The 25,947-nt window shown below is 63.2% G+C and carries 27 protein-coding genes; 15 read left to right on the forward strand and 12 right to left on the reverse strand.

Features of this window, described 5'->3' with window-relative positions; all coding sequences use genetic code 11:
* Positions 1-118: 118 nt before the first annotated feature.
* Complete coding sequence (locus ACHMW6_RS01025; protein WP_395404792.1) at positions 119-388, reverse strand: GlsB/YeaQ/YmgE family stress response membrane protein; 270 nt, start codon at positions 386-388, stop codon at positions 119-121.
* 193 nt (positions 389-581) lie between these two features.
* Here ACHMW6_RS01025 and ACHMW6_RS01030 point away from each other — a divergent pair, with 193 nt between their 5' ends.
* Positions 582-1,064: a hypothetical protein gene (locus ACHMW6_RS01030; protein WP_395404794.1), complete on the forward strand. Its 483-nt coding sequence runs from the start codon at positions 582-584 to the stop codon at positions 1,062-1,064.
* A 68-nt stretch (positions 1,065-1,132) separates the two neighbouring features.
* Here the strand turns inward: ACHMW6_RS01030 and ACHMW6_RS01035 are convergent, their stop codons facing one another.
* The 4 genes from ACHMW6_RS01035 to purB all read right to left on the reverse strand — a co-directional run bounded on the left by ACHMW6_RS01035 (position 1,133) and on the right by purB (position 4,395).
* Entirely contained in the window at positions 1,133-1,702 is a 570-nt protein-coding gene (locus ACHMW6_RS01035; RefSeq protein ID WP_395404796.1) for a YceI family protein, read from the reverse strand.
* Between the two features lie 18 nt (positions 1,703-1,720).
* Entirely contained in the window at positions 1,721-2,266 is a 546-nt protein-coding gene (locus ACHMW6_RS01040; RefSeq protein ID WP_395404798.1) for a YceI family protein, read from the reverse strand.
* 18 nt (positions 2,267-2,284) lie between these two features.
* Positions 2,285-2,809: a cytochrome b gene (locus ACHMW6_RS01045; protein ID WP_395404800.1), complete on the reverse strand. Its 525-nt coding sequence runs from the start codon at positions 2,807-2,809 to the stop codon at positions 2,285-2,287.
* Between the two features lie 212 nt (positions 2,810-3,021).
* Complete coding sequence (gene purB, locus ACHMW6_RS01050) at positions 3,022-4,395, reverse strand: adenylosuccinate lyase (protein ID WP_395404802.1); 1,374 nt, start codon at positions 4,393-4,395, stop codon at positions 3,022-3,024.
* Positions 4,396-4,526: 131 nt separating this feature from the next.
* On the opposite strand from purB, the gene ACHMW6_RS01055 reads away from it, so the two are divergent.
* From ACHMW6_RS01055 to ACHMW6_RS01090, 8 genes are all read left to right on the forward strand, one after another.
* Positions 4,527-5,138 (forward strand): glutathione S-transferase N-terminal domain-containing protein, encoded by a 612-nt coding sequence (locus ACHMW6_RS01055; protein ID WP_395404804.1) that lies wholly within the window; start codon positions 4,527-4,529, stop codon positions 5,136-5,138.
* Positions 5,139-5,150: 12 nt separating this feature from the next.
* Positions 5,151-5,864: a LacI family DNA-binding transcriptional regulator gene (locus ACHMW6_RS01060; protein ID WP_395404806.1), complete on the forward strand. Its 714-nt coding sequence runs from the start codon at positions 5,151-5,153 to the stop codon at positions 5,862-5,864.
* Positions 5,824-6,174 carry a substrate-binding domain-containing protein gene (locus ACHMW6_RS01065; RefSeq protein ID WP_395404808.1) on the forward strand — a complete coding sequence of 117 codons (351 nt, stop codon included), beginning with the start codon at positions 5,824-5,826 and terminating at the stop codon, positions 6,172-6,174. Before ACHMW6_RS01060 ends, ACHMW6_RS01065 begins: the two co-directional genes overlap by 41 nt.
* A 280-nt stretch (positions 6,175-6,454) precedes the next feature.
* A complete protein-coding gene (locus ACHMW6_RS01070) occupies positions 6,455-8,926 on the forward strand; it encodes a TonB-dependent receptor (RefSeq protein WP_395404810.1) in 2,472 nt (823 codons plus the stop codon).
* Between the two features lie 19 nt (positions 8,927-8,945).
* On the forward strand, positions 8,946-10,796 hold the full coding sequence (locus tag ACHMW6_RS01075; protein ID WP_395404812.1) for an alpha-amylase family protein: 1,851 nt from the start codon (positions 8,946-8,948) through the stop codon (positions 10,794-10,796).
* An 11-nt stretch (positions 10,797-10,807) separates the two neighbouring features.
* On the forward strand, positions 10,808-11,728 hold the full coding sequence (locus tag ACHMW6_RS01080; RefSeq protein ID WP_395404814.1) for a PfkB family carbohydrate kinase: 921 nt from the start codon (positions 10,808-10,810) through the stop codon (positions 11,726-11,728).
* Positions 11,729-11,746: 18 nt separating this feature from the next.
* The gene (locus ACHMW6_RS01085; RefSeq protein WP_395404816.1) at positions 11,747-13,099 is read left to right on the forward strand and encodes an MFS transporter; all 1,353 of its coding nucleotides are present in this window, start codon (positions 11,747-11,749) and stop codon (positions 13,097-13,099) included.
* 332 nt (positions 13,100-13,431) lie between these two features.
* A complete protein-coding gene (locus ACHMW6_RS01090; RefSeq protein ID WP_395404821.1) occupies positions 13,432-14,160 on the forward strand; it encodes a PfkB family carbohydrate kinase in 729 nt (242 codons plus the stop codon).
* On the opposite strand, the gene ACHMW6_RS01095 is transcribed toward ACHMW6_RS01090, so the two are convergent.
* A complete protein-coding gene (locus ACHMW6_RS01095; protein ID WP_395404823.1) occupies positions 14,153-14,815 on the reverse strand; it encodes a peroxiredoxin-like family protein in 663 nt (220 codons plus the stop codon). The two genes, ACHMW6_RS01090 and ACHMW6_RS01095, sit on opposite strands and share 8 nt — an antisense overlap.
* 167 nt (positions 14,816-14,982) lie before the next feature.
* Between ACHMW6_RS01095 and ACHMW6_RS01100 the strand changes: the two genes are divergently transcribed.
* Positions 14,983-15,882 (forward strand): LysR family transcriptional regulator, encoded by a 900-nt coding sequence (locus tag ACHMW6_RS01100; RefSeq protein ID WP_395404825.1) that lies wholly within the window; start codon positions 14,983-14,985, stop codon positions 15,880-15,882.
* A gap of 22 nt (positions 15,883-15,904) precedes the next feature.
* On the opposite strand, the gene bfr is transcribed toward ACHMW6_RS01100, so the two are convergent.
* Positions 15,905-16,384, reverse strand: a complete 480-nt coding sequence (gene bfr / locus ACHMW6_RS01105) for a bacterioferritin (RefSeq protein WP_395404827.1) — start codon at positions 16,382-16,384, stop codon at positions 15,905-15,907.
* A gap of 146 nt (positions 16,385-16,530) precedes the next feature.
* Here bfr and ACHMW6_RS01110 point away from each other — a divergent pair, with 146 nt between their 5' ends.
* Positions 16,531-18,813, forward strand: a complete 2,283-nt coding sequence (locus ACHMW6_RS01110; protein WP_395404829.1) for a TonB-dependent receptor — start codon at positions 16,531-16,533, stop codon at positions 18,811-18,813.
* A gap of 156 nt (positions 18,814-18,969) precedes the next feature.
* The gene (locus ACHMW6_RS01115; protein WP_395404831.1) at positions 18,970-19,650 is read left to right on the forward strand and encodes a Fe2+-dependent dioxygenase; all 681 of its coding nucleotides are present in this window, start codon (positions 18,970-18,972) and stop codon (positions 19,648-19,650) included.
* On the opposite strand, the gene ACHMW6_RS01120 is transcribed toward ACHMW6_RS01115, so the two are convergent.
* From ACHMW6_RS01120 to ACHMW6_RS01130, 3 genes are read right to left on the reverse strand one after another with little or no spacing between them, the layout of a single operon-like run.
* A complete protein-coding gene (locus ACHMW6_RS01120; RefSeq protein WP_395404833.1) occupies positions 19,647-20,006 on the reverse strand; it encodes a hypothetical protein in 360 nt (119 codons plus the stop codon). The genes ACHMW6_RS01115 and ACHMW6_RS01120 overlap by 4 nt on opposite strands.
* A 19-nt stretch (positions 20,007-20,025) precedes the next feature.
* Positions 20,026-20,700 carry an energy transducer TonB gene (locus tag ACHMW6_RS01125; protein WP_395404835.1) on the reverse strand — a complete coding sequence of 225 codons (675 nt, stop codon included), beginning with the start codon at positions 20,698-20,700 and terminating at the stop codon, positions 20,026-20,028.
* An 8-nt stretch (positions 20,701-20,708) separates the two neighbouring features.
* Positions 20,709-20,924, reverse strand: a complete 216-nt coding sequence (locus ACHMW6_RS01130) for a bacterioferritin-associated ferredoxin (RefSeq protein ID WP_395404837.1) — start codon at positions 20,922-20,924, stop codon at positions 20,709-20,711.
* Positions 20,925-21,112: 188 nt separating this feature from the next.
* Here ACHMW6_RS01130 and ACHMW6_RS01135 point away from each other — a divergent pair, with 188 nt between their 5' ends.
* The 3 genes from ACHMW6_RS01135 to ACHMW6_RS01145 are packed head-to-tail and all read left to right on the forward strand — an operon-like array spanning position 21,113 to position 23,516.
* On the forward strand, positions 21,113-21,385 hold the full coding sequence (locus tag ACHMW6_RS01135; RefSeq protein WP_395404839.1) for a ferrous iron transport protein A: 273 nt from the start codon (positions 21,113-21,115) through the stop codon (positions 21,383-21,385).
* Between the two features lie 2 nt (positions 21,386-21,387).
* Positions 21,388-23,280 (forward strand): ferrous iron transporter B, encoded by a 1,893-nt coding sequence (locus ACHMW6_RS01140; RefSeq protein WP_395404840.1) that lies wholly within the window; start codon positions 21,388-21,390, stop codon positions 23,278-23,280.
* Between the two features lie 2 nt (positions 23,281-23,282).
* On the forward strand, positions 23,283-23,516 hold the full coding sequence (locus tag ACHMW6_RS01145) for a hypothetical protein (protein WP_395404842.1): 234 nt from the start codon (positions 23,283-23,285) through the stop codon (positions 23,514-23,516).
* A gap of 70 nt (positions 23,517-23,586) precedes the next feature.
* Here ACHMW6_RS01145 and ACHMW6_RS01150 read toward each other — a convergent pair whose 3' ends face one another.
* On the reverse strand, positions 23,587-23,958 hold the full coding sequence (locus ACHMW6_RS01150) for a group III truncated hemoglobin (protein ID WP_395404844.1): 372 nt from the start codon (positions 23,956-23,958) through the stop codon (positions 23,587-23,589).
* Positions 23,959-23,992: 34 nt separating this feature from the next.
* The gene (locus ACHMW6_RS01155; protein WP_395404846.1) at positions 23,993-25,582 is read right to left on the reverse strand and encodes an FMN-binding glutamate synthase family protein; all 1,590 of its coding nucleotides are present in this window, start codon (positions 25,580-25,582) and stop codon (positions 23,993-23,995) included.
* Positions 25,583-25,947: the final 365 nt, after the last annotated feature.

Consider the following 25,947-nt stretch of genomic DNA (forward strand, 5'->3'; position numbering starts at 1 on the left):
GGGGCGTAATTGTTGGAATGAAAAAGGGTGCCCTCCGGAACAGGTCCGGAGGGCACCCCGCAGTATCCTTATGGTGCTCGCTGGCGTCAACAGTTACTATTTGTCATGCTGCGGCGCGTCATCGGACCCTTCCGCGGAAAATCAGGTTGACGATGGCCAGCAGGATGACTGCGCCGAGGAAGGAAACAACCAGCGACATGACGCTGAAGTCATCCGCATTGATAGTTCCCGCGCCAAATAGCGGCGACAGCAGCCAGCCACCCAGCAGGGCGCCAATAATGCCGACGACGACGTTCATGAACAGGCCTTGTTGTGCATCGGTCTTCATGACCAGGCTGGCAAGCCAGCCGATGATGCCGCCAATTACGATCCAGATAATGAAGTTCATTGTTCACCCCCTCGGTTTTTCGGTTGACGAATGACGGCTGGGCTAGCGCCTAGCCTTGCATACAGTGTAGGCGGTAGGGGGCGGCAGGTCAGTGCGGGAACGAACGGATTCGGGTGTGAGCCAGCGAACAGAAGGCGCAGCCGCGCTGGCCTATCGTGGACGGAAAGCACCTTTTATCGGAAAGGATTTCCCCATGGATATCAAGGACAAGGACAAGCGCGTTCTGGACAGCGGCGATCCGCTGGACGTGGCTGAAAACCTGAGCGAACACCCGGTCGGCACCGGGCTGGGCGTCGGCACCGGGGCCGTGGCAGGTGCTGCGGCCGGCGCGGTCGGCGGACCCATCGGCATGGCGGCCGGCGCTGCCATCGGCGCCCTGGCCGGCGGACTGGTGGGGCAGGGCGTGGCGGCCTACGTGAACCCCGCCGAGGAACGCGTCTACTGGCAGGACCACTACCGCAACGAGTCCTACTTCAACCCCAACTACGACTTCGACGATTACCAGCCCGCCTACGAGGTCGGCTACACAATCCGCGGCCGCAGCGATACGCCGTGGGACGACCTGGACGACAAGCTCGGGGCCGAATGGGAAAACGTGAAAGGCAAGTCCCGCCTGACCTGGGAACAAGCCAAAGCCGCCGCCCGCGCGGCCTGGGACAAGATCGATAGATCCTGATGTAATTTGGGGTCAGGCACGAAATGCAACACGAGCTCATGTTACATTTCGTGCCTGACCCCAAATGATTACTCGGACTTGATTGCTTCCACCTGAATCGCCAATTTGACTTCCGGCGCGAAGGCCGGGGTGGCGTAGTTCAGGCCGAAATCGGTGCGCTTGAATTCGGCGGTGGCGTCGGCGCCGCAGATTTCACGCTTCAGTCGCTGGTCCTGTACACACTTGAACCTGTTGACCTTCAGGGTGACCGGCTTGGTCACGCCCAGCATGGTCAGTTCACCTTCCACGGCCACCAGCTGCTCGCCGTCGAACTTGAAGTTCTTGCCCTTGTAGGTCACGGTCGGGAATTTCTCGACGTTGAACATGTCGGGCGACTTGGCGTGGCTGTTCATCTTGTCCAGGCCGAAGTTGATGGAAGCGGCGTCGATAATGATGTCCATCGTACCGGTCTTGGTCGCGCGGTCCATCTGGATGGTGCCGGTGGTCTTGTCGAACTTGCCGCGCCAGACGGACAGGCCCTTGTGATCAGCCTCGAAGCTCGGGTAGGTGTGTGACGGGTCGATATTGTAAGTGGCGGCGAAGGCGCCCGATGCGGATACGGCCAGCAGTGCAGCAGCAGTCAACAGCTTGAATTGCATTGATTCCTCCTAAAGAAATTATTGACCCACGACGTGGAACTTGATCGTCACTTCATCGGCAACCATGCCGGTGTCTTTCCATTCGCCTTCGCCCACATTGAAGGCCAGGCGCTTGATCGGCAGCGCGCCTTCAAACACTTGCTTGCCGCCGTCAGCCTTGACGGAGATCGGGAAGCTCACGTCCTGCACCTTGCCCTTGATGGTCAACTTGCCGGTAACGGTCAGCTTGCCCGGGCCGGCGGCCTTGATGGCGCTGGAGACGAAGGTCGCTTTCGGGAACTGGGCGGAATTGAACCATTCCTTCTTCGCCACTTCCTTGTTCATTTCCGCATCGCCCAGGTCGAGCGAGGCGGTGTCGATTTCCACCGAGGCTTTGGACGAATCCGGCGTTGCCGCATTGTAGTCGATGACGATATTCGCCTTCTTGAACTTGGACTCGACCGGCACGTTCATCTGCTTGAATACGGCCGACACGCTGGTCTTGGCCGGGTCGGTCTTGATGACAGCCGCGCCGGCCGCCAGCGAAACCGCCAGCAGGGAAACGAGCAATGCGCTTTTTTTCATTCGGTACTCCAGTAAGGGTTAGGGCAACATGCGCTTGAGCACGCCGTCGCGATCGATAAATTGGTGCTTCAGCGCTGCCACAATGTGGCCGACTACCGCTGCGGCCAGGATCATGTTCAGCCAGTAATGTACAGGTTTCAGCAATTCCTTGAGCGCCGGATCGGCGGCAAACAGGGACGGAATCTTGAACAGGCCCAGGTATACAACGGGTACACCCGCCGCCGTGGTGTACAGGTAGCCTGAAATCGGCACGGCGAAAATCATGAAATAGAGGAAGTAGTGCATGCCGTCGGCCATCCTGGCCTGCAGCGGGGTCATGCTGGCGAGGTGCGCCGGCGGACGGTTGGCCTTGCGCCAGAGCACGCGGATGACGGCTAGCGCGAGCACAGTCACGCCCATCCACTTATGCCAGGAGTAGTACTTGAGCTTGGTCGGCGTCAGGCCGGGGATGTCCGTCATCACCAGGCCCAGGGTGAAGGCGGAGATGATCAGGAGGGCAGTGAGCCAGTGAAGCAATATTGCTGTTTTTGTATAGCGTTCCATTAAGATTCGGAGAATTAGTACGTATTAGGACTAAATATACCAAAGAAACGCAAACAGCGTTGACCAAGCGTAGAGATCTTGCCTTAAGAAAAGAGTAAGGGGCCCGAGAGCCCCCTTTAAAACCCAAGGCAGAATCTTGTGGCAGCCACCTGAGTTAGCGCCAACTAAGTGTCTGCCACGGTGTGGCAGACACTAGCTCTTGCTTTGGGTTCTCAGATCGCTTTTGCCAGCGCAGCAGCAATGCCGGTGTAGTTGGCCGGGGTCATCGCCAGCAGGCCATCCTTGGCTTCCTGCGGGATGGCCAGGCCGTTGATGAACTCGCGCAGGGCGTCCTTCGAGATGCCCTTGCCGCGGGTCAGCTCCTTCAGCTGCTCGTACGGATTCTCGATGCCGTAGCGGCGCATCACGGTCTGCACCGGCTCGGCCAGCACTTCCCAGTTCGCGTCCAGGTCGGCTTCCAGGCGCTGCGGGTTCACTTCCAGCTTGTTCAGGCCGCGCAGGCAGCTGTCATAGGCCAGCAGGGTGTAGCCCAGGCCGACGCCGATATTGCGGAGCACGGTGGAGTCGGTCAGGTCGCGCTGCATGCGCGACACCGGCAGCTTCTCGGACAGGTGCTTCAGCACGGCATTGGCCAGGCCCAGGTTGCCTTCCGAGTTTTCGAAGTCGATCGGGTTGACCTTGTGCGGCATGGTGGACGAGCCGATTTCGCCGGCCTTCAGCTTCTGCTTGAAGTAGCCCAGGGACACATAGGTCCAGATATCGCGGTTCAGGTCCAGCAGAATGGTGTTGGCGCGGGCGAAAGCGTCGAACAGTTCGGCCATGTAGTCGTGCGGCTCGATCTGGATGGTGTACGGGTTGAACACCAGGCCCAGGCGCTCCTCGATCACTTTCTTCGAGAAAGCCGGCCAGTCGAAGGACGGGTAAGCCGACAGGTGAGCGTTGTAGTTGCCCACGGCGCCGTTCATCTTGCCCAGGATTTCCACTTTGGCGATGCGCTCGATGGCGCGCTGCAGGCGGGCGATCACGTTCGCGATTTCCTTGCCCAGGGTGGTCGGGCTGGCGGTCTGGCCGTGAGTGCGGGAAAGCATCGGCAGTTCGGCGTTGGCGTGGGCGATTTCCTTCAGCTTGGCGACCAGGCCATTCAGGGCCGGCACCATCACGCCGTCGCGTGCAGCTTTCAGCATCATGCCGTGGGAAGTGTTATTAATGTCTTCCGAGGTGCAAGCGAAGTGGATGAATTCGGAGGCGGCCACCAGTTCCGGCACGTCCTTCACTTTCTCTTTCAGCCAGTACTCCACGGCCTTCACGTCATGGTTGGTGACGGCTTCGATTTCCTTGATGCGGGCGGCGTCCGCTTCGGTGAATTCAGCGGCCAGCTTGTCCAGCAGGGCGGTGGCGGCGGACGAGAAAGGCTTGATCTCGTCGAAACCGGCCAGGGACAGGGCTTGCAGCCAGGAGATTTCCACCTTCACGCGGTGGTGCATGAAGCCGGCTTCGGACAGGATGGGACGCAGCTTGTCGGTTTTCGAGGCGTAGCGGCCGTCCAGTGGGGACAGGGCCGACAAGGTGGAGTAAGGGCTAGTCATAATGAGGAAGGGAGAGGCTGGAAAAAAGAAGATTTTACCATTGGCGCGGATGCCACTCCCGCTCGCTGCGCTGCGCCAAAGCGCGGAACCTCGATGTTATACTGCTATCTAACTCTCCACTCTTGGCTTCTATGAAACTTATCGGTTCACACACCAGTCCTTACGTGCGCAAGGTGCGCGTGGTGCTGGCGGAAAAGAAACTCGACTATCACTTTGAACTGGAAAACGTCTGGGTCCCGGAAACGAAGATCCAGCAACTGAACCCGCTGGGCAAAGTCCCATGCCTCATCATGGAAGATGGTTACGTGATGCAGGATTCGCGCGTGATCGTCGAGTATCTGGACACCCTGACGCCGGTGTGCAAGCTGCTCGCCCCGAACGGCCGTGAGCGCGCCGACATCAAGTGCTGGGAAGCGCTGGCCGACGGCGTGCTGGACGCTGGCGTACTGGTGCGCCTGGAGCGCACGCTGCGTCCCGCCGCGCAGCAGAGCGAAGAGTGGATCGCCCGCCAGATGAAGAAAGTGGAGCTGGGCCTGGCCGAAATGTCCGAACGCCTGGGCGAGGCCAACTGGTGCGCCAGCAACCATTATTCGCTGGCCGATGTGGCTGTTGGTTGCTGCCTGGGCTGGCTCACTTTCCGCTTCCCGGAAATCGACTGGCGCGGCAACCATCCGAACCTGGGCAAGCTGTTCGACAAGCTGTCCGAACGCGCCTCGTTCAAAGACACCATCCCCGTGGCCTGAGACGCCGCCCGCATGGCCAAGCCACCTTCCCAGGACCGCCTGCAGATGGCGGATATCGCGCGACTGGCGGGCGTGTCCACGTCCACCGTGTCGCGCGCGCTGGCAGGCAGCAAGCTGGTCAACGAAGAAACGCGCACCCGCATCCTGGAGCTGGCGCGTTCGCTGAAATACACCATCAATGTCGGCGCTCAGAACCTGCGGCTGAAGCAGAACCGCACAGTCGGCGTGGTCGTACCTTCGGATGCGAAGGTGCACCAGAGCCTTTCCGATCCCTTCTTCCTGTCGATGATCGGCTCGCTGGCCGACGCGCTGACGGAGCAGGGTTTCGATATGCTGTTGTCGCGCGTGGATGCGGACCAGCTCGATTCCGCCGCCACGCCTTTTGATACGGGCCGCGTGATCGGCATCATCCTGATCGGCCAATGGGGCCACCATGACCAGCTGAATGAGCTGGCGGCGCGGCGCGTGCCTATCGTCGTGTGGGGCGCGCAGCTGCCGCAGCAGCTGTATTGCACCGTGGGCGGCGATAACGTGTCCGGCGGACGCCTGGCTTGCGAGCACCTGCTGGCGCTGGGCCGCCGCCGGATCGCCTTCCTTGGCGACACGCGGCTGCCGGAGGTCGAGCAGCGCTATCGGGGGGTATTGCGAGGCTTTGCGCGCGGCCGGTCTTGCGGCCGATCCGGCGTTGTGCGTGCCGGCGTCCTTCCTGCCGGAGGGCGGGCGTGAGGCCGTGGCCGAACTGGCGTCGCGCGGCGTTGATTATGACGCGGTGTTTGCCTGCTCTGACCTGCTGGCCATGACCGTGATTAATGCCCTGCGCGAGCAGGGGCGGGTCGTGCCCGAAGATGTAGCCGTCGTCGGCTATGACGATATCGAACTTTCCTCTTATTTCCATCCTCCACTGACCACGGTGCGCCAGCCCGTCCGGGAAGCAGGACGCGCCATGGTCGCGGCTCTGCTGCAGCAGACTGAGGGGCAGAATGTGGCCTCCATCCAGCTGCCTACCTCGCTCGTTTCACGCTCCAGTTCTCTCTGATCACGCACGGCGGATCAATGATCCGCCCTACACGCCGCGGCGCGGCCTATGTCTCTCTATGTTCCGTCGGGTGGCGTAGGGCGGATCATTGATCCGCCGTGCATGAATGATGCAACCGTTTGCAATGTGATGTTGGCCGCGCAAAACAACATTTTTGCAAATTTATTGCAATCGATTGCAATTTCAAAAAAACTGATGAATAATGAGGCATCTGCTCGAAAGCAGTAGCGGCCGCCGAAACGATGCGGCTGTTCAATAACCCCCCATCCGGAGGAGACAAATGGTTTTACGCACCGCAAAACGCGGCTGCATGGCCGCCGCCATCGCCGCCGCATTCGCCACCCCCGCCAGCGCCCAATCCCCCGCGCCCGCTCCCACCACTTCCGCGACCGCCGACGCGTCCGCTACTGGCGCTTCCGCAGCCGTAGCCGCCCCGGCCGACGCGAGTGTCACCGCATCGGCAGCGCAGGACGCCACCGCCTCCGCTGCAAGCCAGCCCGGCGCCAGCGCAGCCGCAACGTCGGCGCAAGACGCACCGGCGGCGGAGCAGGGCGCGCCGGCCGCCGCCCCCGCTGACGGCCTGAACCTGGAACGAGTAGTCGTCACGGGCACCGCCAACAGAAGCTCGAAAATGCGCTCGAGCATCTCCATCAGCACGATGGACGCCGAAAACATCGCCCTGGCCGCGCCAACGAGCGCCGCGGAAGTGCTGCGCTCGATCCCGGGCGTGCGGTCGGAATCGTCCGGCGGCGAAGGCAACGCCAACATCACGGTGCGCGGCGTGCCGATCAGCGCCGGCGGCTCGCGCTATGTGCAGATGCAGGAAGACGGCCTGCCGGTGCTGCAGTCCGGCGACTTCAACTTCATCACGCCGGACAGCTACGTCAAGATCGATGGCACGCTCGACCATCTCGAAGTCGTGCGCGGCGGCTCCGCGTCCACGCTGGCGACCAACTCGCCGGGCGGCATCATCAACTTCATCAGCAAGAGCGGCGAACAGCAGGGCGGTAACCTGGGTATCCAGCGTGGCCTGGGCTACGACGAAACGCGCTACGACTTCGATTACGGCGGACGTCTCGGCGAAAAGACCCGCTTCTTCATCGGCGGCCATTACCGCACCGGCGAAGGCCAGCGCAACACGGGCATGAGCACGGAAGACGGCGGCCAGATCCGCGGCAACATCACGCAGGAACTGGACAACGGCTGGATCAGGCTCTCCTTCAAGCACCTGGACGACAAGGCGCCGACCGCGCTGCCGGTCCCGGTGCGCGTCACCAATGGCCGCGTCTCCGAAATCCCCGGCATCGACCCGCGCGACGTCACCTTCTACTCGCCCTACTGGACGCGCGACATCTCGCTGACCAAGGAAAACGGCAAAGCCTCCAGCAACGTCAACGACGGCCTGCGTGTGAAGAGCGACAGCTTCGGCGTGGCAGCATCCTTCAACCTGGGCAACGGCATCACGATCAGCGAGAACTTCCGCAAGTCGAACAACAGCGGCCGCTTCCTCGGCGTCTTCCCCGCCAATAACGGCGTGGCCGGCAACTACGTGTTTGCAACGGGGCCGAACAAGGGCAAGGCCTACAGCGGCCTGGCTTTCTCCGCCGTGGTCTTCAACACCTCGATCGACAATGCCGACAACACGCTGAACGACGTCAAGCTGTCCAAGACCTTCGAGCTGGAAGGCGGCAAGCTGACTGCCACCGGCGGCCTGTATTCCTCGCTGCAGAAACTGGGCCTGACCTGGAACTTCAACGAATACCTGATGCAACTCACCGGCGACAAGCCTGCGCTGCTGCAAACGAAATCGTCCACGCCCGGCTACGTGGGCCCGGCCTTCGGCGGCTGCTGCATGCGCGCCGTGGACATGGAATACAAGCTGCTCTCGCCCTACCTGAACCTTGCCTGGGAAAAGGGCCCGCTGAACGTGGACGCCAGCGTGCGCCAGGACCGCCAGCGCGCCGACGGCACCGCCAATATCGCCACCGGCGGCCTGCGCTACGATCCGGCCACCGAGCAGCAGGTCGACTACAAGATCCACCACACTTCGTATTCCGTCGGCGGCAACTACCAGTTCGACCGCAACCTGGCCGTGTTTGCGCGCGTCAGCGACGGCGTGGCCTTCAACGCCGACCGCATCCTGTTCGGCACTCCGCTGGATGGCAGCGCGCCGATCAATATCAATACAGTGCGCCAGGTCGAAGGCGGCGTGAAGTGGCGTTCCGGCGGGACCAGTGCCTTCCTGACCCTGTTCCGCGCCAAGACCGACGAATCGAACTTCGAAGCCACCACGCAGATCAGCACCGCCAACCGCTACGACGCCAAAGGCGCCGAGCTGGAAGCCGCGTGGAGCCTGGGCGACTTCCGCATCAATGGCGGCGTCACCTACACCGACGCGGAAATCGTGGGCGCCGCGCGCGGCCAGGAATCGACCGTTGGCCATACGCCGCGCCGCCAGGCACGCTTCACTTACCAGCTGGCGCCAAGCTATGCCTTCGGTCCACTGACCGTGGGCGGCAGCGTGGTCGGCACCGGCAAGTCGTGGGCGGACGATGCGAACACCATCCGCATGCCGGCCTTCCACGTGGTGAACCTGTTCGCGCGCTACCAGTTCACCCAGCAACTGAGCATGTCGCTGAGCGCCAATAATGTGTTCAACAAGATCGGATACACCGAGGTCGAAGGCGACGGCCATGCCGCACGCTCGATCGGCGGCCGTACCGTGAAAGTGGGACTGAACTACTCCTTCTGATCCGGGAAACGCAATGCCGATGTCCTCGTCCATCCAACACCTGCTGAATGCCGTGCCGGAAAGCCGGCGCACCGAAGCGGCGCGCCGCTATGCCGCCCACGGCCCGGCGTTGCGCAGCTGCCTGCACAGTCTTTATGGCGCCCTGCCGGATTTCGAGCTGTGGTACGGCCAGCTGCTGGCAACCGTGGGCCTGCTGCACGGGTCGCGCCGGCCAGCACTGGCCGCACTGGATACGGCCCGCGCCGCCCAGCCGGACTGGTTCCTCGGCCAGCAGATGCTCGGCTACTGCGCTTATGTGGACCGCTTCGGCGGCAACCTGCAGGGTGTGGCGCAGCGCATTCCGCATCTGCGGGAACTGGGCGTGCGCTACCTCCACCTGCTGCCCTTCCTGAAGATGCGCGAAGGCGAGAACGACGGCGGCTTTGCGGTCGCCAGCTTCGAGGAAGTGGAGCCGCGCTTCGGCAGCAATGAGGACCTGGACGCGCTGACGTCCAGCCTGCGCGGCGCCGGCATCAGCCTGTGTTCGGACTTCATCCTGAATCACGTGGCCGATGATCATCCGTGGGCGAAGGGCGCGCGCGCCGGCGACGAGAGGCTGCGCCGTTTCTTCCACGTCTTCCCCGACCGCGAGATGCCGGACCGTTACGAGCGCACGCTGGGCCAGATCTTCCCGCAGGCCGCGCCGGGCAATTTCACCGAAGTGCCGGACCTGGGCGGCTGGGTGTGGACCACCTTCTATCCCTATCAGTGGGACCTGAACTGGTCCAATCCCGACGTGTTCGCGGAAATGGCGGCGACCCTGCTGCGCCTGGCCAACCGCGGCATCGAAGCCTTCCGCCTCGATTCCACGGCCTTCCTGTGGAAGCGCGAAGGCACGAACAGCATGAACCAGCCGGAGGCGCACCTGATCCTGCAAGCCTTGCGCGCCATCGTGGCGATTGCCGCGCCGGGCGTGCTGCTGAAGGCGGAAGCCATCGTGCCGATGCGCGAGCTGCCGGCCTACTTCGGCGAGCCGGAACAGCCGGAGTGCCATATCGCCTATCACAGCAGCCTGATGGCCGCGGCCTGGGGCTCCCTGGCCGAGCAGAATGCGTCGCTTCTGAGCAGCGTCGTGGCGGGCACGCCGCCGCTGCCGCCGCAGGCCTGCTGGCTCAGTTACGTGCGCTGCCATGACGATATTGGCTGGAACGTGCTGCGCGCGGAGGCGGGCGAGGGCGGGCGCGATCCGTCCGTGCGCCTGGCAGCCATCTCCCGCTTCTTCGCCGGCGCCGGCGGAAGCTACGCCCGCGGCGAAGCCTTCCAGAGCAGCGACCCGCAGGCGGCGCATGGCAGCAATGGCATGGCCGCCAGCCTGGTGGGACTCGAAGACGCGTCCGGCGCCGACGCCGAGATGGCGCTGCGCCGCCTGCTGCTGCTGCACGGCCTGGCCCTGAGCTTTGGCGCCCTGCCGGTGCTCTTCATGGGCGACGAAGTAGGCCAGACCAATGACTACAGCTTCCGCCAGCGTCCCGATCGCGCGATGGACAGCCGCTGGCTGCAGCGCCCGCTGCTGGACGAAGCGCGCTTTGAGCGACGCCACGAAGCCGCAACGCAGCCTGGCCGCGTGCATGCAGAACTGCGCGCCCTGATCGCCGCACGCCATCTCCTGCCCGCGTTGTCGGCCGGCGGGCCGCGCCAGTTGCTGGACGCGCCGCAAGCCGTGCTGGCGCTGGCGCGGGGCGAAGATTTCATTGCGCTATACAATTTCTCCAGTGAGCCGCAGTCCTTCAAGCTGGACGGCCGCTGGTGCGACAGCCTGACGCATCAGGCACACTCAAATGAAATACAGCTTGCCCCGTGGGCCATGCATTGGCTCGAGCGGCAAACATAATGGAGACAGGCATGAGCGTGGCAATGTTTGGCGAGGCGCTGGTCGATGATTTCGGCAGCGAACAGGTAGTGGGCGGCGCGCCCTTCAACGCGGCGCGCAATCTGGCGGCGCTTGGCACGCCGACACTGATGATCACCCGCATCGGTCAGGACGACAATGGCGCCCTTGTGCGCGCCGAGTACGAGCGTTACGGCATGCCGCAGTCCGGCCTGCAGATCGATGCTGATTGGCCCACCGGCCGCGTGGTCGTCGAGCGTAGCGTGCGCGGTCACCGCTTCCACATCCTGCCGGACCAGGCCTATGACCATATCCTGCCTGCGCCCGCATTGGCTGCGCTTGAGGGCGCGACACCGCGTGTGCTGTACTTCGGCACCCTGGCGCAACGCCACCTGACGGCGCGCTCCGCGCTGCTCGACTTGCTGGCCGGTACCAATGCCACGCGTTATCTGGACCTGAACCTGCGCGAAGGCCAGTACACCGAGCGCACCGTGTTTGAATCGCTGCGGCATGCGGATATCCTGAAGGTCAACGAAGAAGAACTGGCCGCGCTGTTCGGCTGGTACCGCCCCTCGGCGCCGCAGATCGTGCGCGCCGACGACCCTCAGGTGAAGCTGGCCTGCGACGCGCTGATTGCCAGCTTCAGCCTGCAGGCGATGATCGTCACCCTCGGCCCGCGCGGCGCCATGTACATCGGCGCCGATGGACAAGTCATTCGCGAGCATGGCAATGAGGAGCCCTATAAACTGGTGGATACTGTGGGTGCAGGCGACGCTTTCTCCGCCGTCTTCCTGCACGGCCATGTGCAGGGCTGGGATCTGGCTTTGACCATGAAGCGCGCCAATGCGTTCGCGGGGGCGGTGTGCGGACTGTCCGGCGCGGTACCTCAGGACATGGCGTTCTACGAGCCGTGGACGCAGCGCTGGTCCGCCTGACCTCACCGGAGAACGATGATGATGCAGCATAAACCGCATCTGTCCTTCCGGCAGATCGTCAATATGAATATCGGCTTCTTCGGCATCCAGTTCAGCTTCGGGCTGCAGCAGAGCAGCATGAGCCCGATCTACAAATACCTGGGTGCGGACGAAGCGACCTTGCCTTACCTGTGGCTGGCAGGCCCCGTCACCGGCCTGCTGGTGCAGCCGCTGATCGGCGCGCTGAGCGACCGCACCGTGTCGCGCTGGGGACGGCGCACCCCTTACTTCCTGATCGGCGCCCTGATTTGCAGCCTTGGCTTGCTGGCCATGCCTTTCAGCCCCGTGCTGTGGATGGCGGCCGGCCTGCTGTGGATCCTGGACGCGGCCAATAACGTGACGATGGAGCCTTACCGCGCCTTCGTCAGCGACCGGCTGGCGGTGCGCCAGCACTCGCTGGGCTTCCTGACGCAGAGCGCGTTCACGGGACTGGGGCAGACACTGGCTTATCTCACGCCGTCCATCCTCGTTTATCTCGGCATCAGCCGCGACGCGGTCAACAGCCACCATATTCCGTACACGGTGATCGGCGCCTTCGTGCTGGGTTCCGTGTTCTCGATTGCCTCGGTGCTGTGGAGCTGCTGGACCACGCCCGAGCTGCCGCTTTCCGCGGAAGAGGAGGCGGCCCTGCGCGCCAAGCCGGGCGGCTGGCGCGAGACGCTGGCCGAGATTGTGGAAGCCTTGCGCGACATGCCCCCCACGATGAAGCAGTTGGCCGTGGTCAAGCTGTTCCAGTGGTATGCCATGTTCTGCTACTGGCAGTACATCATGCTGGCGCTGGCTTCCTCGATCTACAAGACGACCGATCCCTCGTCCGCCGGGTTCCGCGAGGCGGGGCTGCTGAATGGGCAGGTGGGTGCTTTCTACAATTTCGTAGCCTTCCTCGCGGCCTTTGCGCTGGTGCCGTTCACGCGCCGCTTCGGGCCGAAGATCACGCACAGCGTTTGCCTCGCGGCGGCCGGCGTGGGGATGCTGTGCATTCCTCTCATCAACCAGCCGCTGATGCTGCTGTGGCCCATGGTCGGCGTGGGACTGGCCTGGGCGAGCATGATGGGCAATCCTTACGTGATGCTCGCGGGAAGCATTCCGCCGGAGCGGACCGGAGTCTACATGGGCATCTTCAATATGTTCATCGTGATTCCCATGATTATCCAGATCTTCACGCTGCCGCTGTATTACCGCAGCTGGCTGCACGGTGACCCGGCCAATGTGGTGCGCCTGGCCGGCGGACTGCTGCTGTGCGCGGCGGTGGCGGTGTTGTTTGTGAAGCTGCGGGCGGCGCGTCCCCTGAGCGAACCGCCGCCGCGCGATCTTGCTGCTTTGGTAAAATAGGCTCCGCACGGCGGATCAATGATCCGCCCTACACGCCCTCGGCAGATTGTGGTCACGGGACGCGTAGGGCGGATCATTGATCCGCCGAATGAACGGCCTGCGGCCCATGCCGCACCACCAGGAGCCGCAATGTCTGAACGAGTCCTCATCTTCGGTGAAGCACTGCTTGACGATTTCGGCACCGAGCAGGTGGTCGGCGGCGCGCCTTTCAACGTTGCGCGCAACCTGGCCGCCTTCGGCCAGCCGCAGATCATGGTCACACGTTTGGGCCAGGACCGCGGCGGCGAGAAAGTGCGCGACGAATTCACCCGTTTCGGCATGTCGCCGAAGGTGTGCAATCCGACCCGGCCCGTCCAACCGGCCGCGTTCACGTCAGCCGCGGCGCCGACGGCCTGCCGCAATACGAAATCCTGCCCGACCAGGCCTACGATCACATCGAAGCCGTGCGCGCGCTGGACGTATTGCGCGCCTTCTCGCCGGACACTCTGTACTTCGGCACACTGGCCCAGCGCAGCCCCGTATCCTGCCACGCGCTGGCCGCGCTGCTGGATGCCACACCGGCCGAGCGCTTCCTCGACCTGAACCTGCGCGAAGGCTGGGTGGACGAATCCATCGTCTTCACCTCGCTGCAGCAGGCGCACATCCTGAAAGTCAACGAGCAGGAGTTGCAAACCCTGTTCAGCTGGTACTGCCACACCTGTCCCGGCACGGACAAGATGGATTGCGTGGTGCTGGAATCGGAATGCCGCTCGCTGATGCACAACTTCTCGCTGAAGGGCATGCTGATCACGCTCGGCGATCGCGGCGCCATGTATTTCGGCACGGATGGCACGACCGTGCACGCGCACGACGTGCAGCCGCCAGCGCGCGAGGTAGACACCGTCGGCGCCGGCGACGCCTTTGCCGCCGTCTTCCTGCTGGGCCGCGCCCACGGCTGGGAAACGGCGCTGACGCTGTCCCGTGCCAACGCCTTTGCCGGCGCGATCTGCGGCATCGCCGGCGCGGTGCCGCAAGATCTCTCCTTCTACGCTCCCTGGCGCGCAGCCTGGGGACTTACTTGAGCGCCGCCAACGGTGCCAGCAGCAGCTCGGGTTCCGGCCGCACAGTGTAATCCGGATCCACTTCCGCATAAGCGATCACGCCATCCTGGCCGATGATGAAGCGGCCGGGCATCGGCAGCGTCCAGCTGTCGTCGCCGTTGAAGGCGGCCAGGTCGTTCTTCAGCGACTTGTACAAGTCCACCAGATAGTCGGGCAGGGCGAAGCGCACGCCGAAAGCCGCTGCCACTGCATTGTGCGGGTCGCTCAGCACGGGAAAAGCCAGCTTGTTGTCGCGCATCGACTTGCGGCTGTTTGACGCCACCTGCGGCGAGATGGCGACCAGATTCGCGCCCAGCTCCCGGATACGCGGCAGGATGGCTTGCAGTTCCTGCAGGTCCATATTGCAGTGAGGGCACCACACGCCGCGATAGAAGCTCACGACCAGTGGCCCTTGGGCAAGCAAGTCTTCCGAGCGCACGATGCGCCCTTCGGCATCCGTGAGCTCGAACGACGGCGCCTTGTCGCCGGCCTTCAGTGCGCGCTGATGCTGGCCGGAAGCGCGCAGTTCGGCCGTGGCGCGGTGCATGGTGTCCACCACCGAGCGCGGCACGTTGTAGGGCGGTTTGCCTGCTTCGAAATCGGCTTTGAAGGCGGCGAGGCGGGATGCGAGAGTCATGATTTTTTCCTTTGGGTTCAGGTCCGGCGCACCGTGCGCCGCTTGAACCCAGTATTGGCCCTCGCCCTCTTGCCCGGTAGACATGTCCCGGGCATAGCATTTATTCCTTCGGGATGGGAACTGGCGCGCAGCGCGTGAGCTATCATTCCGCCCGAAGGGGGATAGCCGTGGACAGACTGTCAGCGATGGAGACTTTCGTTTGTGTCGTGGAGACGGGCTCGTTCTCGGCCGCCGCGCGCATGCTCAAGCTGGGGCAGCCCGCCGTTTCAAAGACGGTGGCGCAGCTGGAAGAGCGGCTGGGCGTGCAACTGCTGCTGCGCTCCACGCGCGGCCTCGCCACCACGGAGGCCGGCCAGCGCTTCTATGAGGGCGCCCGTCGCACCATCGATGAAGCCAATGCGGCGGACGAAGCTGCGCGCGGCAGCGGCGCCGGCCTGTCTGGCCGGCTGACGGTCAGCGCCGCCGTCACCTTCGCCCGCCTGCACATCGTGCCGCGCCTGCCCGAATTCCTCGCTGAGCATCCCGGACTCTCGGTCGACGTCGTGCTGGACGACCGCAATATCGACCTGCTCGAAAATGGCATCGATATTGCCCTGCGCATGGGTGTCCTGCCCGACTACACGACGATGACGGCGCGCCACCTCGCGCGCGGACGCAGGCTGGCGCTGGCCACGCCGGCCTGGCTGGAGCAGCATGGCACGCCGCAAACGCCCGTGGAGCTGTCGGCGCTGCAGGCCGTCGTCTATGAGCGCGACGGCGGCGGACAGTGGACCTTCCGCAAGGGCGATGAAGCGGTGGACGTTGTGCTCGATGGCCGCGTGCGCGTTACCGCAGCGGAAGGCGTGCGCGAAGCGGTGCTGGCCGGGCTGGGGCTGGCGGTGGCGTCGGAATGGATGTTCACGCCGGAGCTGGCGCGGGGCGAGGTGAGGGCAGTGCTGCAGGAATGGGAACTGCCGCCCATCGATCTGTGGGCCGTCTATCCTGCCGGCAGGAAGGCCTCGGCCAAGGCACGCGCTTTTGCCGACTTCGTGGCGGGGCTGGATATGGTTTGCCGCGAACGCGCCTGATGTGTCAGGCGCGCCGGGGGGATTACTCGTCCGCTTCGGACATCTGGGACTGCAGGTAGTTCTGGATGCCGATCTTGCCGATCAGGTCGAGCTGGGTTTCCAGCCACTCGATGTGTTCTTCGGTATCGGTCAGGATTTCCAGCAGCAGGTCGCGCGACACGTAATCGCCCACTTTCTCCGCCTGGGCGATGCCTTCCTTGATGGTGATATGGGCGGCGTTTTCCAGCTTCAGGTCGGCTGCCAGCATTTCCTCGGTGTTTTCGCCGATCAGCAGCTTGTGCAGCGCCTGCAGGTTGGGCAGGCCGTCCAGCATCAGTATGCGGTCGATCAGCTTGTCCGCATGCTTCATCTCGCCGATCGACTCGTCGTATTCCTTCTTGCCCAGTTTCTCCAGCCCCCAGTGGCGGTACATGCGGGCGTGCAGGAAGTATTGGTTAATTGCAGTCAGCTCGTTGGTCAGCTGCGCGTTCAGCAGACGGAGTACGTCTTTATCGCCTTTCATGGCTTGTCCTTATTCTATGGTGGGGAATAGTGCCCATTCTGCCACGAAGCAGGGAGGCAAACTAGCCAAATGGACAATCAGGATTGCTAACGTAAATGAAAACCATTATCATTTGCGTTTTGATTCCCGCTAACTATAAAATTAAAATGTCCTACATCAAGAGCCGCAAGCACACGCCAGCCGCTCTCGCGATTGCAACTCTGGCAATGCCATTTGCAGTACACGCCGAGAACGCCGTTGAACCAGCGACCCCGAAAATGCCCGAAGTGACGATTACCGGCACCAATGGCAGCAATTTCCAGGTCACGAAGTCCGCCTCGGACAAGTACACCGCCCCCCTGCTCGACACGCCGAAATCCGTGACCGTAGTTCCGGCCGAGGTGATTTCGCAGACCGGCGCCGTGTCCCTGGCCGATGCGCTGCGCACTGTGCCCGGCATCACGATGGGCGCCGCTGAAGGCGGAAACCCGGTAGGCGACAACCTCTTCATCCGTGGCTACAACGCCCAGTCGGATACTTATATCGACGGTATCCGCGACACCGGCTCCGGCACGCGCGAAATCTTCTCGCTGGAGCAGATCGAAGTGGTCAAGGGTCCGAACTCGGCCTACGGCGGCCGTTCCTCCGCCGGCGGCAGCGTGAACCTGATCAGCAAGACCGCGAAGGCCGAGAACTTCGCCAACGCCAGCGTGGGCGTGGGCAGCGCCAAATACCGCCGCACTACGGCGGACGTGAACCGCACCATCGGCGACGATGTGGCCTTCCGCCTGAACCTGATGTACCACGAGAATCATGTGGCCGGCCGCGACGAAGTGCACGGCGACCGCTGGGGCGTGGCGCCGACCGTGGCCTTCGGCCTGAGCTCGGCCACCAAGGTCAACCTGAGCTACTACCACCTGGATTCGAGCGAGCTGCCGGATTCCGGCCTGCCATTCAACAATCCGATCACCTCGGGCCCGAACGTGTCCAAGAACGGCAACGGCACGCCTTTCGATGTGCCGCGCAATACCTTCTACGGCCTGGTGCAGCGCGACTTCCGCGACAGCAAGGTGGACATCGGCACCATCGACGTCAAGCATGAATTCCACAACGGCTTCGTGTTCCGCAACGTGACCCGCAGCGGCCGCACGAAGAACGATTACATCTACACCCAGCCGGACGATTCCAAGGGCAACGTGGTGCTGTACGGCACCCTGTGGCGCCGCGCCAATACCCGTACCGCGTCCACCGACACGCTGGCCAACGCGTCCAGCCTGACCGGCGACTTCATGGCCGGCGGCATCAAACACAGCTTCACCACCGGTATCGAGATCAGCCGCGAAGAGACGGACCGCAGCACCTACCTGTTCACGCCGGGCACCAACAACCTGCTGACCAACAGCACCAACTGCCCGACCGCTGGCGCTGCCACCGGTTTCAATTGCACCACGCTGCTGAATCCGAATCCGAACGATCCGTGGACGCAGACCCGCAGCGTCTCCCCTGCGCGCAGCAACATCCACTCAAATACCCGCTCGGCCTACGTATTCGACACCGTGGAATTCAACCCGCAGTGGCTGCTGAACCTGGGCCTGCGCTGGGACCAGTTCCGCTCCGCGCTGTCGGTGCCGCAGTACACGCTGAATGGCGTGACCACGGCTGCCGTGAATGCTGAAGTGAAATCGAGCTTCACCAATTACCAAGCGGGCCTGGTGTACAAGCCGGCTGCCAACAGCAGCATCTACGTTTCCTACGGCACCTCGTCCACCCCGCCGGGCAATGACGGCGGCGAAGGCGTCGATGGCCTGACCGTGGCGGTGCAGAACCTGAAGCCGCAGGACAGCAAGAACTTCGAACTGGGCACCAAGTGGGAAGTGCTGGCGCGCAGGCTGTCGCTGAGCGCAGCGGTCTTCGAGAGCAAGATGAACAATGCCCGCGTGAGCATCGGCGACGGCACTTCGCAGAACGTCGGTAAGAAGACGGTGAAGGGCGTGGAGTTCGGCGCTGCGGGCGCGATCACTTCGAACTGGCAGGTCTTTGGCGGCGTCACCTTCCTCGATGCGAAGGTGGATGACAATGGCTATACCAATATCGGCACGACCGCGGCGCCGGTGTGGGTTGTCTCTCCGTTCAACGGCAACTGGTTCCCGTCGACGCCTCGGAAAGCCGGCTCGGTGTGGACGTCGTATACTTTCGCTAACCGTGTGACTGTGGGCGGCGGCTTGAATTCGGTGTCCAAGGTTTACGGCAACGTGAACAACAATAAGTACGCGCCGGGCTATACCCGCTTCGATGCGATGGCGAGCTATGAGGTCGACAAGCACATCAACCTGCAGCTGAATGTGCAGAACCTGACCGATAAGCTCTACTTCGACAAGGTCGGTTCGCCGCACTGGGTTGGCGTGGCGCCGGGACGCTCGGCTTCCCTGACCGCGAACTTCCGCTACTAAAGTTAGGCGTTATCGCGACACACACACGGCGGATCGAATGATCCGCCCTACGCGCCTTCTTTATGGCCCCAAAGGGGCTGTAGGGCGGATCATTGATCCGCCGTGCATGCGCCGACTGCGGCGCATGAAAACGACCACCGATATGGGCCAACCAACATGATGCTCCACATCCCCCACATCCTCACGCCAGACCAGGTCAAACAATTCCGCCAGCGCCTTGCGGCCGCGGAATGGATCGACGGCCGTCAGAGCGTCGGCAGCCAGGGCGCGCAAGTGAAGCGCAACCGTCAGCTGCCCGAAGCCAGTCCGCTGGCGCTGGAACTCGGGGACATCATCACGAAGGCCCTGGTCAACAACCCCCTGTTCTATTCGGCAGCGCTGCCCTTAAGAGTGCTGCCCCCATACTTCAACAGCTACGCCGGCGGCGAAACCTACGGCCTGCATATCGACGGCTCGATTCGCGTGAACCCGGTCACAAAGCAGACCCTGCGCGCAGACGTCTCCACCACCGTCTTCCTCAGCGACCCCGAAGAATACGAAGGCGGCGAACTGACGGTGATGGACGCCTACGGCGCCCACGAAGTCAAACTGCCCGCCGGCGACGCAATCATCTATCCCTCCAGCAGCGTGCACCGCGTGAACCCCGTCACGGCCGGCGAGCGCGTAGCATCCTTCCTGTGGACGCAAAGCATGGTGCGCGACGACTGGCAGCGCAATATGCTGTTCGACCTCGACCAGAATATCCAGAAACTGCGCGCCCAGCACGGTGACAGCGAAGCCACCGTCGGCCTCGCCGGCCACTATCACAACCTGCTGCGACTCTGGGCGGAAACCTAACTTCGCAGCGCGCCGCCAGCTTTCGACGCGAGCGCCACCAGCACGCCGTACAGTGCGAATAAGGGAAGATAGAGGAGCGCGAACCCGTACGTCACCAGCACCACTGGAGTCCACAGGACCACGGTGCCGGCGAATGCTCCCGCTCCGGTGACTTTGGCATATCCAGCGCCGGCCACACATCCCACCAGGATGCCGATCAGCACCCCTGCGGCGGCGAGCGCCGCCAGTTGAACTATGCCTGGCTGCTCTTCAAGCATGACGTAGATGAGGAAGGCAGCGGCCGCGCTCAGGGCGGCGCTGCTTGCGCCGGCAGCAAACAACCTTGACGTGCGCTGGGAACTGATGGCGGAGTCCATGCGCGCGTCGGGCCGGGAATTACGACATCCGGAAATTGATCGGCACGATCACGTAGACAGGGATCGCCTTGCCGTCTTCGAGGTAGGGCTTGAAGAGTGCGCGCATGGCCGCCTGGCGTCCGGCTTCGTCCAGGCCGGAGAAGCCGGACGATTGCTGCACGCTGGCCTGCTCGGCGCGGCCCTGTTCATTGACCAGCACACGCAGCGTGACCACGCCCTGTTCGCCCATGCGGCGCGACATCGAGGGATAGACCGGCTGCGGTGCGCGGATATATTCCACGCCGGAGATCACGCGCGGGCCAGTCGGTGCTGGCGCAGCGGGTGCGGAGGGCGCGCTGACCGGCGCCGCAGCGGCAGGCGCGGGCGCCGGATCGGCGCTGCGCGGCGCAGGCGGCGGCATGGTGATGGTGTTTTCGATCACGACTGGCAGCATGGGCAGCGGCGGCGTGACGATATTGGGAGCCTTGTGCGCCACTTCCACCAATTTCGGCGGAGCGGGCGGGGCCGGTGGCGCGGGAGGAGTAACGAAGGTGACGTTGACGACTTCGGGCAGCTGCTGCACAGCACGGTGCAGCATGCCATTCTTAATCAGGAAAAACAGGCCAGCGTGAAGCGCCAGGATGACCGCCACTTTGCCCAGCCTGCCGCCGGGCGCACCGCCGTAAGAACAGGCGGGGAAAGTCATCGTGGTCATAGCGCTCCTTATTCGATCATCGAATGGCGCTTGAGCACGGTCTCCTGCATGGTGGTCGTGGCGCCGATATGTGCATCCAGCACTTCCATGGCGTAGCTGAGGCATTCGCCACAGTTGGTCGCCACGCCCAGCGCAGCGCGCAGGTCGTCGATGGAAGTGATACCCAGATCTACGGCTTGACGGATTTCACGATCAGAGATGTTGTTGCAGACACAAACGATCATTGTTACTACCCTCTGGCTAATAGATATTACCTATGGCTGAACTGCCAAGATTAATGTTCTCTTAATGAGAATCATTATCATTTCGGTTTCAATTCTACAGGAATCGGCTTACAATGCAAGCGTAAATACAAACGATTCGCATTTGCCCGTATAATCGCCTTTCCAACCAGACATACCGGAACGCCGCCATGACTCTTGTACCAACCCTCATCAACCTCGACGCGTTGGCGGTCGGGAAAAGCGGCACGGTTGTCAACATCGCTCCTGCGAATGTCCACGAGACCGAAGATGGCGCCGACCTGGCGCGCCGCCTGATGGAGTTGGGCTTCGTACCGGGCGAGCGCATTCGCATGCTGAAGCGCGGCCTGCCGGGCGGCGAACCGCTGGCCATCAAGGTCGGCAATGCGACCTTCGCGCTGCGCCGCTTTGAAGCGGCGCTGATCGCAGTTCAACCGGAATAAACATGGGTGCAGCAGAAACTTCCGCGCAACGCGTTGCGCAGCAGCCCGTCATTGCCCTGCTGGGCAATCCCAACTGCGGCAAGACCGCGCTGTTCAACCGCCTGACCGGCGCGCGCCAGAAAGTGGCGAACTACGCCGGCGTGACGATTGAGCGCAAGGAAGGCCAGTTCACTACGCCCGAAGGCCGCGCTTTCCGCGTGCTGGACCTGCCGGGCGCCTACAGCCTGTCCGCCCACACGCCGGACGAAGCCATCACGCGCGACGTGGTCGCGGGCCTGCGCGACGGCGAGCGTTCGCCGGACGTGGTGGTCTGCGTGGTGGACGCGACCAACCTGCGCCTGAACCTGCGCCTGGTGCTGGAAATCCAGCGCCTCGGCCTGCCGATGCTGCTGTGCCTGAACATGATGGACGTCGCGAAAAAGCGCGGCATCATTGTCGATGTGGCCAGGCTGTCCCAGGAGCTGGGCATGCCGGTGCTGGAGACGGTGGCCGTGCAGAGCGGTGGCGAAAAGAACTTGCTGGGCGCGCTGGACGCGATGTGGCCGATTTACGAAACCAGGCCGAACGCGCTGGGCGCGATCGATGCCGTGCCGGTGGAGGAAACGCAGCGCGAAGTGCGCCGTATCCTGTCCGTGGCGGTGCAGGATGAGGGTGACCGCGGCAACCTGAGCGAGAAGATCGACCAGGTGGTGCTGCACCCGTTCGCCGGTCCCGTGATCCTGGCCGTGCTGATGTTCCTGGTGTTCCAGGCCGTGTTCAGCTGGGCTGAAGTGCCGATGGATATGATTTCCGGCGGCGTGGAAGCGTTCGGCGCGCTGGTGAAGGAGCATATGGCCGAGGGCGTGCTGCGCAGCCTGCTGGTGGACGGCATCATCGCCGGCGTCGGCGGCGTGCTGGTGTTCCTGCCGCAGATCCTGATCCTGTTCTTCTTCATCCTGGCGCTGGAGGATTGCGGCTACCTGCCGCGCGCCGCCTTCCTGCTGGACCGCCTGATGGGCGGCGTGGGACTGTCCGGCCGCGCCTTCATCCCGCTGCTGTCGTCCTTCGCCTGCGCGATTCCGGGCGTCATGGCCGCGCGCACCATCCAGAACCCGCGCGACCGCCTGGTGACGATCATGATCGCGCCGCTGATGACCTGCTCGGCGCGCCTGCCCGTATATGCGCTGATCATTGCCGCCTTCATTCCGGACCGCCAGGTGTGGGGCGCAATCAAGCTGCAGGGACTGGTGCTGTTCTGCCTTTACTTTGCCGGCATCATTTCCGCGATGGGGGTGGCCTGGTTCATGAAGCGCTCCATGGGCGCCAAGCGCAACCAGCCGCTGATGCTGGAACTGCCGGCCTATCATTGGCCGCATGCACGCAACCTGGCCATCGGCCTGTGGGAGCGCGCCAAGATTTTCCTGAGCCGCGTCGGCGGCATCATCCTCACGCTGATGGTCCTGCTGTGGGCCCTGAGCAGCTTCCCAGGCGCGCCGGAAGGCGCCACCCATCCGCCGATCTGGTACAGCCTGGCGGGCATCCTGGGCCGCGGCCTGGAGGTGATCTTTGCGCCGATCGGCTTCACCTGGCAGATCTGCATCGCCCTGGTGCCGGGCCTGGCCGCGCGTGAAGTGGCGGTGGGTGCGCTCGGTACCGTGTATGCGATGTCCCAGACCGGCGATGAGCTGGCCAATTCGCTGGCGCCTGTCATCCACGAGAGCTGGGGCATGGCGACCGCGCTGTCGCTGATGGCCTGGTATGTGTTTGCGCCGCAGTGCATTTCCACGCTGTCCGTAGTCCGCCGTGAGACGGGCAGCATCCGTTACTCGCTGATGATGGCCGGCTATATGTTCGCCCTGGCCTACACGGCCTCCTTCATTACTTACCGCGTCGCGCTGGCGCTGGCAGGAGCCTGATCATGTGGCAGGAAGTGATTGTCGGTGTAATTGTGGTGGCGGCCCTGCTGCACGTCAGCGGCAAGTACCTTCCCGTGCCGTGGCGCCGAAAGAAAAAGGGCGGCTCCGGCTGCAGCGATGGATGCGATACCTGCGGCAGCTGCGATAGCGGCTCGGCATCTTCTTCCACGCCTGACACGCCGTCCGCCGGCGCCGCTCCGAAGCGCCGCGTCATCAAGCTGCACGTGCAGCATTGAAAACCCAAGGCGTGAACCTGGTGTGAGGCACGATGTGCCTGACACCTGCTTTGGGCCGTGGGTTTGGAGTTTAAGGCACCAGCACTTTGCCGAAAAAGCCGTATTGCAGGCTGTGCGCAATGCGGCGGGCGACGATCTTGAACTCGTCCGCCACCTCGCCGTCGAACAGGCGGTCCACGGCAGCCTCAAACAGCGCGAGCCAGCGCTCGAAATGGCGCGCTTCCACGCCCTGCAGGGCCATGTGCTTGCCGAAGACATTGCCCTGGAAGCCCTTCACCCCCAGCATCACATTGCTCCAGAAATCCACCATGCGCGCCAGGTGGGTATCCCAATGCTCGCCGATGGCGTTGTTGAAGACCAGCCCCAGTTCCGGATCGGCGCGCACGTCGTCGTAGAAAGTGTGGACCAGGGTGGCGATGGAATCGGCGGTCAGCTCGGTCATGATGGCGCTTATAAGATGCAAAACATATGCATCATTATAGCGGATGGAAGGATTCGGCGCGCGCCATTGGCCAGTACAGGGTGTAGACGGGCGGCAGGTGGGGTGTGCGGCCCGCGTCCAGCAGCTCACCGGGGGACAGGTAGGGCAGCAGGGCGGAAGCCAGCTTCACCTGGTTGGGGGAGATGCGGCGCACGATGTGGTGGGGCTTCAGCTGGTTCGGGTGGATAAGGCCGGCCGCGGCAATCAGTTCTGCCAGCGCCTTCAAGGTATTGGTATGGAACTGCTCGACGCGGGCCGCTTTGTCCGGCACTACGAGGGCGCGCTGGCGCAGCTTGTCCTGCGTGGCGACGCCGGAAGGGCAGCGGTCCGTGTGGCAGCTCTGCGACTGGATGCAGCCCAGCGCAAACATGAAGCCGCGCGCGGAATTGCACCAGTCGGCGCCGAGGGCGATGGTGCGGGCGATATCGAAGGCCGTGATGATCTTGCCGGAGGCGCCGATCTTCACCTTGTCGCGCAGGTTGGCGCCGACCAGGGTGTTATGCACCAGCAGCAGGGCTTCCTGCAGCGGCGTGCCCACGTGGTCGGTGAATTCCACGGGCGCCGCACCGGTGCCCCCTTCGCCGCCGTCCACCACGATGAAGTCGGGCGTGATGCCGGTGGCCAGCATGGCCTTGACGATGCCGAAAAATTCCCAGGGGTGGCCGATGGCCGTCTTGAAGCCGGTCGGCTTGCCGCCGGAGAGATTGCGCAGCCTGTCGATGAACTGCAGCATTTCGACGGGCGTGCTGAAGGCGGAGTGGGTGGCGGGGGAAATGCAGTCCACGCCTTCCGGCACGCCGCGCGTGAGGGCGATTTCGCGCGACACCTTGGCGCCGGGCAGCACGCCGCCGTGGCCCGGCTTGGCGCCCTGCGACAGCTTCAGCTCAATCATCTTCACCTGCGGCGTGCAGGCATTGGCGGCAAAGGCCTCCTCGGAGAAGCTGCCGTCCGCATTGCGGCAGCCGAAGTAGCCGGAGCCGATTTCCCATACCAGGTCGCCGCCGTTCTGGCGGTGGTGGGGGCTGATGCTGCCTTCGCCCGTGTCGTGCATGAAGCCGCCCGCCTTCGCGCCGGCGTTGAGCGCCAGGATGGCGTTGGCGGACAGGGCGCCGAAACTCATGGCGGAAATATTGAACACGCTGGCCGAGTAGGGCTGGGCGCGGCCCTCGCCGATCGTGATGCGGAAATCGTGGTTCTGCACGGGCTTCGGCTGGATCGAATGGTTGATCCATTCATAGCCGGCCTCGTACAGGTCGAGCTGGGTGCCGAAGGGGCGCTTGTCGATATCCTTCTTGGCGCGCTGGTAGACGATGCTGCGCTGGTTGCGCGAGAAGGGCGCGGCTTCCTTGTCGTCCTCGAAAAAATACTGGCGCATCTCCGGGCGGATCGCTTCGAAGAAGAAGCGGAAGTGGGCCATGATGGGATAGTTGCGGCGCAGGGCGCGCTTGGTCTGCAGCAGGTCGGTGATGCCGACCAGGGTGAGGGCGGCAGCGACGCCGGTGATCCAGACGCTGGCGCCCAAGGCCAGGGATGCGGCAAAAACCAGTACGGCAGCGGCGAAGGCCGCAAAGCGAAGCATGGACATCGTGCACTCCGGCAACAGGCAACGTCTGCATTGTAGGCCAGCCCAGTGGGCGCTGCACAGCGGCACTAGAAAATAATACTTCCCGCAATTGTCAATACGTATTAAGTCTAAGTGTCGCATTAAAGTCACGAAATCGTCATATTTTGTTGCTTTTATTTTGCGACCAGCAATCTTTCACGTTGCATGGTAATGCGGGGTTAATGTGTGCAGCTTAGCGACAGTTACTGCTTCAGTAGTGAACAAAGCGTGGCACAATAACAACTTTCAAGCTGATAATTGTTGCAAATTGTTGCGAAGTGTGCATTGACACCTTCCCAAGCGAGGTGGTTTTATGTCGGCCGGTCGAGAAAGATCCTCGCCCGATC

Origin of the sequence: Pseudoduganella sp. UC29_106 (assembly GCF_044055365.1) — a bacterium.
Classification (GTDB): Bacteria; Pseudomonadota; Gammaproteobacteria; order Burkholderiales; family Burkholderiaceae_D; genus Rugamonas.

What these genes read in the sequence shown, in the direction of transcription:
- ACHMW6_RS01025 (WP_395404792.1), bottom strand. Translation starts at nt 388, where the DNA reads ATGAACTTCATTATCTGGATCGTAATTGGCGGCATCATCGGCTGGCTT.
- ACHMW6_RS01030 (WP_395404794.1), top strand. Translation starts at nt 582, where the DNA reads ATGGATATCAAGGACAAGGACAAGCGCGTTCTGGACAGCGGCGATCCG.
- ACHMW6_RS01035 (WP_395404796.1), bottom strand. Translation starts at nt 1,702, where the DNA reads ATGCAATTCAAGCTGTTGACTGCTGCTGCACTGCTGGCCGTATCCGCA.
- ACHMW6_RS01040 (WP_395404798.1), bottom strand. Translation starts at nt 2,266, where the DNA reads ATGAAAAAAAGCGCATTGCTCGTTTCCCTGCTGGCGGTTTCGCTGGCG.
- ACHMW6_RS01045 (WP_395404800.1), bottom strand. Translation starts at nt 2,809, where the DNA reads ATGGAACGCTATACAAAAACAGCAATATTGCTTCACTGGCTCACTGCC.
- purB (WP_395404802.1), bottom strand. Translation starts at nt 4,395, where the DNA reads ATGACTAGCCCTTACTCCACCTTGTCGGCCCTGTCCCCACTGGACGGC.
- ACHMW6_RS01055 (WP_395404804.1), top strand. Translation starts at nt 4,527, where the DNA reads ATGAAACTTATCGGTTCACACACCAGTCCTTACGTGCGCAAGGTGCGC.
- ACHMW6_RS01060 (WP_395404806.1), top strand. Translation starts at nt 5,151, where the DNA reads ATGGCCAAGCCACCTTCCCAGGACCGCCTGCAGATGGCGGATATCGCG.
- ACHMW6_RS01070 (WP_395404810.1), top strand. Translation starts at nt 6,455, where the DNA reads ATGGTTTTACGCACCGCAAAACGCGGCTGCATGGCCGCCGCCATCGCC.
- ACHMW6_RS01075 (WP_395404812.1), top strand. Translation starts at nt 8,946, where the DNA reads ATGTCCTCGTCCATCCAACACCTGCTGAATGCCGTGCCGGAAAGCCGG.
- ACHMW6_RS01080 (WP_395404814.1), top strand. Translation starts at nt 10,808, where the DNA reads ATGAGCGTGGCAATGTTTGGCGAGGCGCTGGTCGATGATTTCGGCAGC.
- ACHMW6_RS01085 (WP_395404816.1), top strand. Translation starts at nt 11,747, where the DNA reads ATGATGCAGCATAAACCGCATCTGTCCTTCCGGCAGATCGTCAATATG.
- ACHMW6_RS01095 (WP_395404823.1), bottom strand. Translation starts at nt 14,815, where the DNA reads ATGACTCTCGCATCCCGCCTCGCCGCCTTCAAAGCCGATTTCGAAGCA.
- bfr (WP_395404827.1), bottom strand. Translation starts at nt 16,384, where the DNA reads ATGAAAGGCGATAAAGACGTACTCCGTCTGCTGAACGCGCAGCTGACC.
- ACHMW6_RS01110 (WP_395404829.1), top strand. Translation starts at nt 16,531, where the DNA reads ATGTCCTACATCAAGAGCCGCAAGCACACGCCAGCCGCTCTCGCGATT.
- ACHMW6_RS01115 (WP_395404831.1), top strand. Translation starts at nt 18,970, where the DNA reads ATGATGCTCCACATCCCCCACATCCTCACGCCAGACCAGGTCAAACAA.
- ACHMW6_RS01120 (WP_395404833.1), bottom strand. Translation starts at nt 20,006, where the DNA reads ATGGACTCCGCCATCAGTTCCCAGCGCACGTCAAGGTTGTTTGCTGCC.
- ACHMW6_RS01125 (WP_395404835.1), bottom strand. Translation starts at nt 20,700, where the DNA reads ATGACCACGATGACTTTCCCCGCCTGTTCTTACGGCGGTGCGCCCGGC.
- ACHMW6_RS01130 (WP_395404837.1), bottom strand. Translation starts at nt 20,924, where the DNA reads ATGATCGTTTGTGTCTGCAACAACATCTCTGATCGTGAAATCCGTCAA.
- ACHMW6_RS01135 (WP_395404839.1), top strand. Translation starts at nt 21,113, where the DNA reads ATGACTCTTGTACCAACCCTCATCAACCTCGACGCGTTGGCGGTCGGG.
- ACHMW6_RS01140 (WP_395404840.1), top strand. Translation starts at nt 21,388, where the DNA reads ATGGGTGCAGCAGAAACTTCCGCGCAACGCGTTGCGCAGCAGCCCGTC.
- ACHMW6_RS01145 (WP_395404842.1), top strand. Translation starts at nt 23,283, where the DNA reads ATGTGGCAGGAAGTGATTGTCGGTGTAATTGTGGTGGCGGCCCTGCTG.
- ACHMW6_RS01150 (WP_395404844.1), bottom strand. Translation starts at nt 23,958, where the DNA reads ATGACCGAGCTGACCGCCGATTCCATCGCCACCCTGGTCCACACTTTC.
- ACHMW6_RS01155 (WP_395404846.1), bottom strand. Translation starts at nt 25,582, where the DNA reads ATGTCCATGCTTCGCTTTGCGGCCTTCGCCGCTGCCGTACTGGTTTTT.